Consider the following 14,119-nt stretch of genomic DNA (forward strand, 5'->3'; position numbering starts at 1 on the left):
CTGCTATATGCTGGATTAGTTGAACCGTAGCCGTAACGCGACCAAAGCCGACAACATCAAAATTACGCCGGCAAGCATGTAAACAAAGATAAGTGAGCTTTGGGCGACCAGCATCCCGGAGAACCCGGTTCCAATTAGCGTACAGCCCGTGAATACAGGAGTGATGAGTCCGTTCACCCGCCCAATATATTCAGCTTGCACCAAAGTTAGCATATACGTGCCAATCACGGTCTGCGTCAATGCCAGAAACAATCCGGTAATCAGTCGCATCCCGCCGGTCAGCACTGGCCAGACGGACCACACCTCAACCATCGTGCCTATCCCCAACAAAATTAAACCGGCGAACACCACTCCCTTGCCCTTCAGACGACCGGATAGGCCGGCGGCAATGATTGCTCCAATTAAGAGACCCACGCCGGAAAATGCCGTAAACCACTGCAAGTCCGCTTCCGCTAGACCCAACCTTTCCGTAACGAGAAAAATGTCCAGCGGAGCAGTCAACCCGGCTCCCAAAGCCAGAATACCAAACATCGCCAGCAACACTTTCAAATTGGCATGTTCGCGCATGTAGCTTAATCCCCCACGAAAATCCTTGACCACGGTTTGCCAGGACAACTTCTCCAGCGAGCGAGGCGAATCCGGTAAGAAGAACAAACAGCAAGCAGACAAAGCAAAGATCGCCAGCAGGCTGCCCAAAGAGACCGTAACTCCGAAAGTATAGTACACAAAGGTACCAAGGATAGGCCCTAATATGATAAACAACGAGCTAACCATTTGAGTCATTGCCATCGCCGAGGTCAACGACTTTTCCGGAACATGGGTTTTAAATAACTTGGCTGAGGAAGGCTGGGAAAATTGAGACACAATAGCGGAAATCATCGTCACAACGAACACCGCTTGCCAGTATCCCCAGGCCACCACAAATAATATGGGCACAATGGAGAGAAAGCTTAATATATCACCCCAGATCATGGTACGCTTGGGACGCCAACGATCGGCCAGTACACCACCCACCAAGGAAAACAAAAATATCGGCGTGTATTCCACCACCGTAAGCAAAGACACCGCCACCGGGTCACCTTGGGTCTGCTGCACCACATAATACAGCAAAGCCATATTCCGTATCCAAATCCCCACCTGCTGTAACACATCCGAAGCCATAACTAGTAGAAACACCCGATTTCGTAACAATTCTTTCATTTTATCGTCTCCTTCTTTTCATAAAACCGACCGTTCGGTTTAATAATACCTACAATTTAAGCGGGTCTGCCCAACATGTGGTTGACGAACGCGAACAGACTCCGCTTCATTTAACGCCGCTTAATTCCACTCAATAACACATCCACCGCTTCTTTCGTGTGCCGCTCTATCTCTTTTTCCGGGAACACCTGAGGATAGATCGACAAGCCGCTCAACATACTGGTGAACAACACCGCCAGCCGCTCCGGATGGCCCTCAGCAAACAACTGCTGCTCCATCCCTTCCTGGAGAATTTCGGTAAACACCTCGATTTGTACCATGGATATCTCAATCAACCGATCATACACTCCCTGATAGCCCTCTTGCGCATTCATTGAGAACTCTTCAGCCACCTTCGTCAGGGGGCTCTGGAAGCTGTTCACAAAGTGTAAGCTTGCGCCCAGCAATCTGCTCTCGACATCAGGGAGTTGGCCGCGAATCTCAACCCACTCATCCACCCATTCCCGGTTGATCTTCTCAACCATGCTCACAAACAAATCATCTTTGCTGGCAAAGTGGTAATATATGCTGCCCTTGCTAACCCCCGTGTGCTTTACGATATCCTCCATCGACGTAGCCGCATATCCCTTCTGCACAAAAAGCTCCAACGCCTGTTCTAGAATCATGCTGCGCTTCTCCGAACCTTTAGGCGTGCTCATGGTATCCCCCTCCAACAAAATCGAATAAACCGACCGTTTGGTTTAATTATAGCGGGTGGGGGTTGGGAATGCAAAGATAACTTCGAGGAATGTTGCCTCCACGGCCATTGTTACACATACCGTTTAATTATAAACTTTATATTCTTTAGCAATTACCCACCCATTAAGACCATATGAAGCTGAAATTACATAATAGTTATACTTTTCATTTTGTAAATGCTCAAGCAAATCCTCTATATTTTCATAATATATTGGCCACCCGTAGTTCTTCTGTTTTTCCAACAGCTCCTTGTTGCTTTCCAGAAAGTCACTTACTACAAAAGTTCTAATATCAAAAATAATACTTCCTTGTAGCTCTGTTTCAAACCCATGGGCCAGGATGTCCGTAAACTCAATAGTAGTAATTGAATTTTCATTACCATTTAGTGTTTGAATTGTAATTTTAGAATTACGAAAATCAACTTCATAGGAAATAATTTCATTGTCATGAATATTTAGCATTTCCCCTCCAATCCCAACAGGTTTAGAAAGGAGATAAACTATTCCTCTCTAATAACTTTTCTACCTGTTGATAAATAACTTTTAAAAAAATAATTGTCAAATAATTTACCTGATGAATTATTATTCTCATATCTTGTTGCCTTTGAATGCGCTTTGGCAGTACTATGGCTATCAAAAATGTCAATGGGAATGGCCTCATCGGTATCAAAAGTTAATGTAATCTTAGGATTTTCCGTAGCTACTACAATGATTGTGGCATACAATTCTGGAAAAAAAGATAAATTCCCACCACACATACAAATTACATCCCCTTGTTGGAGACTATATGGCCAAGTATAATATTGCTCATGACCTGTAAAATAATCCCCCTCTGTAAATTTGAAATCCGCACCCTTAACGCCATCTATTTGGACTTTCATTTTACCAAACACAAATAGAGAATCGCCTTCTACACTAAGGTTTTGCTTCGTTATCTGCGTCTTAAAATCATAAATATTCACCATTGAATTCACTAGCTCAAACTCATAAACACCCTGTATATCGCTTGGAAAGTTTAAAAAGATTGTAGGTACAATCTCCATGTCTGCCCCAACTATAGCGTCAAATTCTTCCCCACTAATATCAAGCGTTAATTTCATAGATGGTATCACTTCCTATCTCAATCTCACAGTTAGAGCTGCTCCTTAACCTTTTTCACCGCTTCTTCAACGCATTCTCTAAGTTCGGTAACTGTCCTGCATGTTTTTTGAAACACGGGGACTTCCCAATTAAAATCCTGAATTGCTACAACGCGAAAGTGTCCATCTTTGGCGAATGAAGGATACCAACCTACGTCAACAATGAACTTGTGATCATAAACGACTTGGAATAAGTCCTCTTTTAAACGGCCAACCTGACTCTCTAATGACCTGAAGGGGTCTATTTGTAGTTCATCAAAGACGATTTGCCCTGGCTCAAATTGAATTTTTTCAAACATCTGTATCCTCCAATATTTTGTTCATCCATTAGGTATATCATGCTTTTGTTTTCTCCCATTTCAGAAACTAAGGTGAACAACCTAAATTATAGATGAAATTTATATGTCTTGTATCAACTAGGATAGCGTGCTTTTAATTTGTTCTCACGGCGCACCCTATCCTAGATCATGTATAAAATAGGCTTGCAAAATTTACTTCCAATTCAATTAAGTAGAAAAAACCTTGAAAGGTATATACCCCAATCAAGGTTATAAAAATAAAATAGAATTAATCACCTAACTTAGAAAGTGTTAGAAACACAGATATGTTTTCTCTACAAAATTCTATTTACGTAACAATCGCAGTTTAGCCCTCGTACTTAAATGAATTACCTGAAAAGAAATAACACAGCATCTATCCAAGAATCTACTTTGTAATTATTAAGTGACTGAATTAAATTAAATTTAATGATTATAGTATTTTAACCCCCAGAAGCCAATTAATTATAATTCTATAATAGTAGATATAGACTTGTATCCTTCCGGCAGATTATATCTCCATAGCCCTTCAACTCCAGACCCACCAATATTGATGCCTAACAATGAAGGATCTATAAATATTTCTTGATTGTTAGATAAAATCATTTTAAAAGCATCGCATATTAACTCAAAATTATTCTCCTCTAAATTGAAGAACTCAATCACTGAAACCTTATTGTCTATTAAAGGATTATTAAAGATGATTCCGCTGATTCTTGATTTTGCAGGTATTACATCTTCTAGGTCGATATTAATTTTTATAGTATCAACTTTAGATATAGATATTTTAGAGTATTGCTCAACAGATTGAATTTTGATCAATTGTTCTCCAAATTCAAAAATAAGATAGTCTGTATTAGCAACAAACTCTGCCAATTCATTTTTTTCATAATCTACAAAACCAGTTAAATATATCTCATTTAAACAAAAATCTTGTATTAACTGTGTAATATTTTTTAGCATTTGAATTCCTTTCAAGAATTTTATTTGAATACTATATTAAGATCCATACCCTTACCAGATTCTAATAATGTTACCCATTCACCATCAGGTTTAGTTACTAAAGTTAGCCCGTTCCCCCGATAAATGTTCATCAAATCCGAATCCTTATTAAGCGTACCTTGACCCACGAATTTAACAGTCCCATCATCTATCATTTTCCCAATATCCTCAAGAAATCTAGGTCCGTCTGCTTCGAGTTTTGAATATTTTGTTCCAAGAGTTTTTTCTAATAATGTCTTATGCTTTAAAAAATGAGATTTGAAATTTTTTCCTGCAGTGATAATAGTACAATTATGAACCCATATCCCAAGGTTCGATACAAAATAAGAATTGAAATCCGCTACCTCAAAATTATATACTTTTGCTTCTAGCGACTCTTTCTCAATCTTATCTATTGCCATTGTAGAACCATCACTTGAAACAAGCAAATCGTTAACTTTCAAGTTCTTAACAAACGTCCATCCTTTGTCGTTCAACCAGAACGGATGCTCACCTGTAACCTCTATGATTTCGTCTCCGATGTGGACATAGTAAATTTCATCAGCTTGCTTTTGGAACAGCCCCAGTACCTCTTTATACGTCACTTCCCCTGTTTCGTCAGACTTAGCAAGAACCCTATCACCGACCTCAATCTCCTCAATCGGTTTTTCACCCTCATCCGTGAGTACCTCGGTTCCAGCGGTGAAACAATTACATGTGCCAATCCCCTTCTTCTTGAGAAGCTTCATTCCGGCTACACTGGTTCCAATAGTATCGAAGGCCTCTCCTAATTTATAACCGAAGGAGTACGCTTCGTCCTTAGTAGGTTTACCATTAATGACATGGTCGCCATGCTTATACACATATTCAAAGGGGGCAATATACTCTTTCCCCACAGCCTTGGCTATCTCTTGTACTGTTATAGCACCCGTCAATAAACCTTCTGCAAGAGCATAGGCATCTTTATAAGTATCGGACTTAAATAAATAGGTTGCTGTATCAATGCGACTCTCTATAAAGAAGTCTTTAAGACCTAATGAGACATTCCAATGTGCATTAAAACTATAATGTCCACTTGGATCTGTATAAACCAACGGATTATTCTCCACATACCCATACAAATTCAAGCTCTGCGGATTGGTCAGTTCCCCTGGATAGGTGTCCTGGCTGACGAATCGGCCGATGCCGGAGTCGAAGTATCTGGCGCGAGCATAGGACAGGCCGGTGGCGGCATCATAGGCCAACCCTGTATAGCCGAACAGGTTGTCGGGTCCAGGATAATTCAGATCGAACTTCTCCGGTTGTTCCGGAGTGCCGAATTCATCGTAATGATAGCGGAGTGCGACCTCGCTGTCCTGATTTAACAAGGCCAATGGACTGCCCAGCATATCACTTAAGTAAAATAATGTTTCCGGCTTGGCATTGGGTGCGGCTCCACTGGCTCCCGGAGCAGGTTCCCAGTTGTAATTCGCATCCACACTCGGTAAGTAACTCATGCTCAGTCGCTCTCCGGCTGCCCCGTAGACGTAGCTCTGCTTCCATTTCGTACCGCTATCGTCCGTAGCATACAAAGGTTCTGGCAAAGCACTCGTAATATCGTAGGTGAAGTAGATTTCACTACTTTGCTTCTTGTACTGAGCTTCCCAACCCGTAACCCCTCCAGCAGGATGTCCGGTTGGATAAAGAGCCTGCACACTACCTGTGCCTACCATGTTACCCACATAAATCCGGTTGTTATCCCCATCATACCGATATTCGGTCTGATCGCCTGCCGGGTTCGTATGATGCACCAAGCGATTAGCCGCATCCCATTCATAGCTTTCGAGGACTCCAGGTCCAGCGAGTGCTGCAGCCATAAGTGGATCAACCAGTGAATCAAGCGGATCAAAATCATTCCAGCCTTCCGGGCCATACACTTGTGCAGGCACACCAAGCTGGTTCGGATCGGACAGCGCATCGGCTAGTGGGTTAACTTCCCCCAACACATCCGATGTTCCACCTAAATTCGGCAGTAGGCTACTGCCATTCATAGATTCATGATTATTTGTACTGCCGTACACATCCTGCGGTACGCCATATACATCTTGTGGCACGCTCCAAGCCATACGCATCCGTGCGGCAGCACTGTCGACGCCCTCTACTTGTAGCAAATTACCACGCAGATCATAACTGTAGTTCTTATAATCCGTACCTTTTTCCCAATGGGTCAGCTTGTTCGCGAAATCGTACGTATATTTCTCAATTTCTGTAATACCTTGACGCGTCTCACTCTTCTCCAGACGGTTGCCTGCAGCATCGTAGGCATAAGACACTCTGGAGGAACCATTCAGGTTCTGCACCTCAACCAAGCGATTCAGAGCATCATAAGTGTAATCCTCAACATCAGCCGACTTCGGCGTGTCTTGAGGTCGATCCTCATCCTTGCCTTGCTCCTGTCGTTCCTTGTGAATCACATTGCCCACCGGATCGTACACATAACTTAGCTGTTCGAGCAGACTTCCTCCTGCATTCCGATGTGTAATTCCAGTGAGTTGACCTAAGCGGTCGTATTCATAGTTGCTAAGCTCTCCACCTGGTAAATTCCGGCTAACAACTTGTCCATTCCCGTTGTACGTATAACGAGTTGTCTGCTGCTGACCATCCTTCACATTGCTGATTTGCCCCGCCAAATCATACTCATAAACAACGGAGCTGTTATCCGGGTAAATAATTCGGCTACGCTGGCCCGTTGGCGTCCACTCATAACGGACATTTTGCCCGCGTGGATCAATCATTTCCGTTAAACGGCCTAAGGCGTCATAGTTATAACGAGTTTGTCCCGTAGTGTCATCCATCGTAAGACGGCGGTCCGCCAGATCGTATCCATATCTCACCTGCTGGCCGTCACCATACTGAATTGTGGCAAGTCGGTTCCGCGGATCATAACCATATTGCGTTGCCGTGTTATCCGGAGCGACCATCGACTTCACATTACCGTTACCGTCATAGGAGATGGACGTAATCTCTTGCAGTGGGTTTGTCGTCCGCTCTACCAAGCCACGACCATTATAGCTATAGCTGGTTACAGCCCCCAACGGATTTGTTTTGGTAAGAACATTGCCCAGGGCATCGTAAGTGTAGGATGAGGTTTGGCCTACTGCATCCACCACTCCGGTTAATTGACCTGCTGCATCATAGTCAAATCTCGTAAGCTGGCCCTTGGCATCGGCCATTTCTGCCACTTGACCAAGCGCATTATAGGTATACTTGGTCTCAAAGCCCAAGGCATTGCGAATCAGAGTGGTCCGGCCGAGTGCATCATATTGATACTCTGTGGCCTGTCCTTCCGCATCCGTATAAGATATAACTTGCCCACGGGCATCACGATCCAAGGCCGTCTCGCGAGACAACGGATCCAACATGCTCTTGGAAAGTCCACGTTCATCATACGTTGTTGACCATACACTACCATCGGGTAGAGTGGTCTCTATCTGGTTGCCAGCAGCATCGTATGCATAGGTTGTGACATAACCAAGTGCATCCGTCTGTTCAATCAATCTGCCCGCCTCATCATATTTGTACCATGTGCTATTGCCCAAGGCGTCGGTTTCCTTGATCATTTGGCCTGCAGCATCATACTTGTACTGCTCCACCATGCCAAGCTCGTCCTTCACCGTCAGCACTTGCCCTGCATGATTATACGTGTATTCTGTCGTATGGCCGTTGCCGTCCGTCACCGCAGACATTTGGCCGTTGTTATCATAGGCATAGCTGGTGCTGGTACCGTCGGCATCTGTAATTTTGGCGATACGGCCCATACTGTCGTAGCTGTACTTGCTCACCCCACCATTGCCATCTTGTTCTTCAACGAGATTACCTGCCACATCATACTTGCTTTCGCTAAGATGTCCCAGCGGGTCCTTCACCGAAGCCATACGGTAAACGTCATAACCGAAGGAAACCTCAGCCCCGCTCTGGTCTTTGATCACCTTCAAATTACCGCTGGCGTCGTACTGCCATTCCTCCAGTTGCTGCAACGCATCCCGACTAGCCGTAATTCTTCCCTTGGCATCATACGTTACTTCTTCCAGGCTACCTTGGTCATCCCGGGTGGAGACCACGCGATGAAGCTCATCACGACCAAGGTCTATCCGATATCCGGACGGGTCCTTGATGGAGCTAACAAAGCCCGCCGCATCCAGCGTATATTGCGTCTTGCCTCCGCGGGGATCGGTCACCTCGGTAGGTACTCCACGGCTGTCTCTGGCAATGCTTACCCGATGACCAAGCCCGTCCTCTTCGGCAATAAGATTGCCTGCCGCATCATAGCTATACGCCGTCGATTGTCCTACCGCATTGACGATTTCTACCGGAAGGTTGCGGGTATTGTACCGCATGACGGTAGACTGGCGATTGCCACCCGCCACCATGATTTTATTACCTTGCACATCATAGCTTGCCGTCGTTCGATAGCCATTGCCGTCCGTAACAGCAGCCAAGCGATGACCGGCATCATAATCATATTGCCAGTTCGATCCATCCGGCAGACGAAGCTCCGATAACAGGAAGCGGTCACCCCACGTATACGCCGTGGCATATCCCCGCGCATCTGTCCGCTTAGTCTCGCTGACCGACAACAATGTGGCCGAAACCGTGGCTGGCATCACGAGTTTCCCCCTGGCCTCTTCCGCCAGTTCGGAATAGTTCGGCTCTTGCCCTGTTAACCTCTGCGTTTCAGGATAAGTCAAACTGGTCTTGCCATTACCCACGCCACTGCGAACAACCGGAGTCTGGTTGGGAACCATATCCCCGCCAATGGCGAACACGCCTCCAGCCGTAACGGACATCTGGTTGTTGACATGAACGTTATCCCGGACGAACAAATCCCCCTGGGTCATGTTCAAATCGGCGATCAGATTATTGGAAACGATTCCTCCCAGCACCATCTCCTTGGCCAGGTTCATCGTGACCTTGGTATTGATTGACAAATCGCCACGCACAATGACGGACTGCGCATCCACCGTCAATTGTCCGCTATTATAGGTCAAGACGCCTGCATATAGCGTATCGTCCACTTGAACTGTGGAATCATTGTTCAGGTGAATCGTTCCGTTGCTCCAAATATTTCCGTATTTCCCGCCCACCTGATAAGCATTTAAATTCAGCTTGGTGTTGGCGTTCATGCCCTGCTTCAAGATCAGCGTCCCATAAATGGAGATCGTCATCTCTTGATTGGTGTTCATCCCATCGGCAATCAAAATTACCGGTTTACTAGGGCTACCTAAAGTAACCCCCTCTTCCACATTTAATTGACCTGCTCGCACGATTACAGGACCACTGCCATTGCTAGCTGACACCAGCTTCTGTACAGACTCCATATCTCCGGCCACCCCGGAGGAAGCAGAAGCTTCAAAACTATCCGATTGCTTGCGAATGCCTTCGGTCAAACTATCCAGATATTTGCTGATAACCGGCTTCAGCCCCGGCACAATCTGATGTGGCGGAGCGTTGCGCAAATTATGCATCGTTCCCGACAGAAGGACGACATCCGATTCTGCAATGTCCCGTCCATGATTCGGGTCAATGGCTACCGCTTCATCCTCTTCCTCGCGTACAACCGGAGCTACTTTCCCGCTGTATTCGGCCTTCTCCGTGGACCCATAAAAATCCGTCAGGCTCGTGACTCGCTGCTCCTCGTCATAAGTGACACGCATCTCCGCGGTCTGCCCCGGAGCCGTCACCGAGATAACATGATGAGCGCCATCATAGCTAAACTTTGTCACTGCTCCATCCACATCGGTAAAAGAAACCATATCTCCGGCCCCATCATAGCCGTATTCCAGCTTCCGTCCCGCATGATCGCTCACCGCAACCAGTTGCCCGCTGCCGTTATAAGACAAGGTGAACGTAGCTCCATCTGTCGTGACTTGCTGCAAGTTCTCGCCTTGGTAGGCCAGCGTAACTTCATTGCCGTTTAAATCCCGAATCGAAGTCAGCAGCCCATCTGCGTCAAAAAGATACGTCATCCCTTGTGGAGTCTGAAGCTCATGACCATTACCGCTTTGGCGTAGGCTCCAATCCGTTCCAGCCGGAGTCAGATAGCTTCCTCCCGCTACAGGAACAAATTCGAACCGCGCCCCATCCGGTTGCATAAGCTCCTGCTTGCCGTCTACCGGGGTAAGGCGCCACTCATAGGAATGATGCCATCCCAGCCCGTTGGCTCCGGTATATGGATCACGGCTGAGATAAGCCACACCGAAGCTGAGCGGCATAAGCGCAGGCAAGGTAAGCGTATCGGTGGAATAGGCAAAATCACCCCGTGCAGGCTCCACTACATCACTCCAGGAAGGATTGACGATGCGCAGCCGCTTCTTGATTGCTTCGGCTGTAAATTGTTCCAAATCCCCTTCCGCAAACGCACTCTCTGCCTGTGGATTAATCAGCAAGACCGAAGTACCGGTCACCGCATCGGAGACATTGACGTTGCCCAGACCGTTCCAGGCAGCGATTTCCTGGGCTCTGGCATGGACAGAAGCCGTGGAATCGGCTTTGTAGTAGTAACCAGCCAAGGCTCGCCATGTAACAGGATAGCTTGGTACAACGTAGCGAAGCACCTCCATGATCTCGGAATAGCTGGACGTCTTGCCCTCCCGCTGACCGCGAGCCGCAAGCTGGAACCGCTGACCAGCAGCCAGGTTAAGCGAGTCGCTCCACTGGCCTTGGGCATTGACCGTAAGCCCGCTACGGCTGTCGACCAGCTTACCTTCGGCATCTCGTACCTCCAGGCTTACCTTCGAACCGATTTCGGCGGTTCCCTTGACCACCGCGCTTCCCGAGGCTCCTGCTTCAATCGCAATAGAAGCCGGCGCTTTAGGCTGCGTGCTGTTCACAATTTCAAAGCTGCCAATTTGGCCGTAATAGACACCACTTCCGTTGTAATCGCCAGGCGACACAGCGATGTGGTATTTACCCTCAGGCAAAGCCACGCCTCCAATGTTGCCATCCCACTCTACCTCGTGTACGATGTATTCCCCTTGAGCATTTTTCGTCCGGTATTTGCCGCTGGCAATCCGTTGACCCAATTGTGGCGATCCTCCGTTTTTGCCCGGCGTAACCAGATGAATGTTCACCTCATGCTCTGCTTGTCCATCGTCTGCAGCACTGAAGCTAAAACTGATAACGGTCTTTTCTCCCAAATCGGTATTAATCTCGCTGGGCGAAATACGCATATTGGTCGAAGCGCTTGCCGTAGGCACATCCATCCCCGGAACCCAGGGAATAGATGTCGCCAGCAAGATAGCAACCAACAGGCTGATAAGTAACGGCCTCATGCGAATGGAGCGCCATAGATGGAATAAGTTCTTTATGGAATTCATTGGCCTAACCTCTCCGTTCTATTTCTATTATTAGTGCGTGTTGAACTACCTCTATTACAATTCTCCGATGCGTTCCAGCAAGCGATAGATCACAACCGCCGCTTCTGCCCTGGTCGTCGTTGCCCGCGGCTGAATCAGATCGCCGCTACCCTCTACGAGCCGCCAAGCAACCGCCTGCCGGGTCAATGGCAACGCCCATACACTAATGGCATCGCGATCTGCAAACCGATCGACTACGTCGTCCCGGGCTTGTTCTTCCCCGAGCTTCTCCTGAGCGGCCCGAACCAGCATTGCCATCATCTGCTCGCGCGTGAGCGCAGCTTCCGGCGCAAATATACCTCCGCTGCCTTCCGCGATCCCTGCCGCAGCCGCCGCTTCCACCCAGCCGTAGCTCCATTTGGTGGAATCGACATCCCGGAAGGTTGGCTGCTCTGGTGTAACAGGTGCAATGCCTAACGCCCCCGCCAGCATTTTGCTAAATTGCGCACGCGTTAATGTAGCCTTAGGGGCAAAAAGCTCCTTCTCCATCCCGTTCACGATACCCCGAGCAGCCAGTACCTCTACTTGCTTGGCGGCCCAGTGACTCGCAGGCACATCTTCAAAGCTCACCTGTCGCAGTAATACAGCATACGTTCCTGGTGCATCGATACGGGCCTCTATCTGCGACTCATCCGCTCCCGTCGTGATGCCACCTATGTAAATCCAGTAGCCAAGCTCTGCCTGGTATTGATATACGCCGAGCTTCTCTCGCAGCTCAGCCCAGTCGCCATCATCAGTTGCTAAGGACAGCATAGCTTCCTTATTCCAGATAGCTTCGGTCTGAATGTCCCAGATGGCTCCCGCCGCTTCCAACCTGCGGCCCAACTCATCTACCAGGGGATATCCGGCATTTTTTAGTTCAGACACCGTGATTTCCGTTTCCTTGTCAAACGTCCCCGAGAGCACCTCCAGATGGAGTCGGCCATCCTTGACGTTAATCTTACCGCCTTGCGGCCCAACCAAAAACTTGTTCTCCGGCAAGGTTGTTTGATGATCATTAGAGTGAGTCCCCGTTGATGTCCCACTATTCGAACCGGACGGTGGAGTCGTGCCTTCACCCGTTCCCGGTTCCGTGATCGGGCCTGTGGAGCCTTCACCCAAATTTACGGAGCCGAGCGAGCCGTCGATCCCAGCATACAGGAGACGGTCACCGTTAAATCCTATGTATTGCTTGCCAGACCCGGACTGCCCCACAGCGTATACCTTGGCCGTGGCCAAATCGATTCCTTTTAATACCGGCTGCCCACCTTCATTCACTAGAAATACCGCCTGCGAGTCCCCTATGGACATGAACGCATATTCTTCACTTTTAGCACTCATAGGCGTCAAATCTTGAGGAGTCGGCAACGGGGCCTGAAGCGAAATCAGACCATATTTACTTTCCAGACTTCCATTCTTCTGTTTGAAAAGCACATATTCGCCATTCGTCACAAACCAATCAACATAGTGGCTTCCGCCCAAAGTAACTAAGGGACGATGCACACCACTACCTAGTTCCAGCAAACTCAGTCCGCCGTCCCGGGCATTGCGGTACACGACCAGCCCATTATTCAGCACCGGATAACGTCCTTCGCCCAGCGAGGTTTCCGCTCCTGTTGCGGGATCGTAGTAGAACATCCGGCCATATTTTTGATTGTCGGCCCAGACCACTCCGCCCCCATCCACCGATGGATGGGCATATTCTCCGGCTTTGCTGTTAAGCTTGCGCTCTACACCGGTAGCCAAATCATAGCTATAAATATCCCAGTTGGCTGACGATGGGGATTGGTCACCTTTATCGGCCCACACCACCGTCGTTCCATAAATGGAAGGCACATCCTTGGCAGAATTTCGGTTCGTAAGCACCTTAATCGTGCCCGAGGACACGTCCTGGGCATAAATTTGCTGCTCCCCATCCCCGGTCGTATTCAGCCAAACGATTGTCCCGCCGAAGACACTGGAATCCGAGCGACTTACCGCGTTAGCGGCTGCTGTCACCTGATCCTCTGCTGCATACACCAAGACCGTAAGTCCTCCCAGACTTCCTGCTGCCAGACTGAGACTAATGGCCCCACATAGCAGTACAGTCATTCTCCAGCCTTGGATTTTTCTTCTCTCTACTTGCTTATTCATTCCTCCCAAATACCTCCCATCCTCATAAAACATAGATCCTATTTCCTGAATCTTATGCCTTATATATATATCGGAAGTATGGTTTGGGAATAAAGGGTTCACTATGTTAATTAGTAAATAATACCCACTTTAGAAATTCACGGGTCCGTCAAATTCATCTAAGCTAATGCTTTAGCAATATTTTTTTTGACAAGCCCTAGCTGCTATTGTTAATCTTTGTAGAGATAAACTCGTGGAGG

At 47.4% G+C, this 14,119-nt stretch carries 8 protein-coding genes; all 8 read right to left on the reverse strand.

Annotated elements, in window-relative coordinates; translation table 11 throughout:
• Nucleotides 1-15: 15 nt before the first annotated feature.
• Entirely contained in the window at nt 16-1,200 is a 1,185-nt protein-coding gene (locus tag BN3279_RS06565; protein WP_059049847.1) for an MFS transporter, read from the reverse strand.
• A 110-nt stretch (nt 1,201-1,310) separates the two neighbouring features.
• Nucleotides 1,311-1,898: a TetR/AcrR family transcriptional regulator gene (locus BN3279_RS06570; RefSeq protein ID WP_059049848.1), complete on the reverse strand. Its 588-nt coding sequence runs from the start codon at nt 1,896-1,898 to the stop codon at nt 1,311-1,313.
• A gap of 123 nt (nt 1,899-2,021) precedes the next feature.
• Nucleotides 2,022-2,399: a hypothetical protein gene (locus tag BN3279_RS06575; RefSeq protein ID WP_059049849.1), complete on the reverse strand. Its 378-nt coding sequence runs from the start codon at nt 2,397-2,399 to the stop codon at nt 2,022-2,024.
• Between the two features lie 38 nt (nt 2,400-2,437).
• Complete coding sequence (locus BN3279_RS06580) at nt 2,438-3,037, reverse strand: hypothetical protein (RefSeq protein WP_059049850.1); 600 nt, start codon at nt 3,035-3,037, stop codon at nt 2,438-2,440.
• A gap of 32 nt (nt 3,038-3,069) precedes the next feature.
• A complete protein-coding gene (locus tag BN3279_RS06585) occupies nt 3,070-3,375 on the reverse strand; it encodes a hypothetical protein (protein ID WP_059049851.1) in 306 nt (101 codons plus the stop codon).
• Between the two features lie 483 nt (nt 3,376-3,858).
• Nucleotides 3,859-4,371: a hypothetical protein gene (locus BN3279_RS06590; protein ID WP_148466812.1), complete on the reverse strand. Its 513-nt coding sequence runs from the start codon at nt 4,369-4,371 to the stop codon at nt 3,859-3,861.
• A 5-nt stretch (nt 4,372-4,376) separates the two neighbouring features.
• Nucleotides 4,377-11,729, reverse strand: a complete 7,353-nt coding sequence (locus tag BN3279_RS06595; protein ID WP_059049853.1) for a polymorphic toxin-type HINT domain-containing protein — start codon at nt 11,727-11,729, stop codon at nt 4,377-4,379.
• A gap of 54 nt (nt 11,730-11,783) precedes the next feature.
• Entirely contained in the window at nt 11,784-13,880 is a 2,097-nt protein-coding gene (locus BN3279_RS06600) for an S-layer homology domain-containing protein (RefSeq protein WP_187377748.1), read from the reverse strand.
• Between the last annotated feature and the right edge of the window lie 239 nt (nt 13,881-14,119).

This window comes from Paenibacillus senegalimassiliensis (genome assembly GCF_001486585.1).
In the GTDB taxonomy this organism is placed as follows: domain Bacteria; phylum Bacillota; class Bacilli; order Paenibacillales; family Paenibacillaceae; genus Fontibacillus; species Fontibacillus senegalimassiliensis.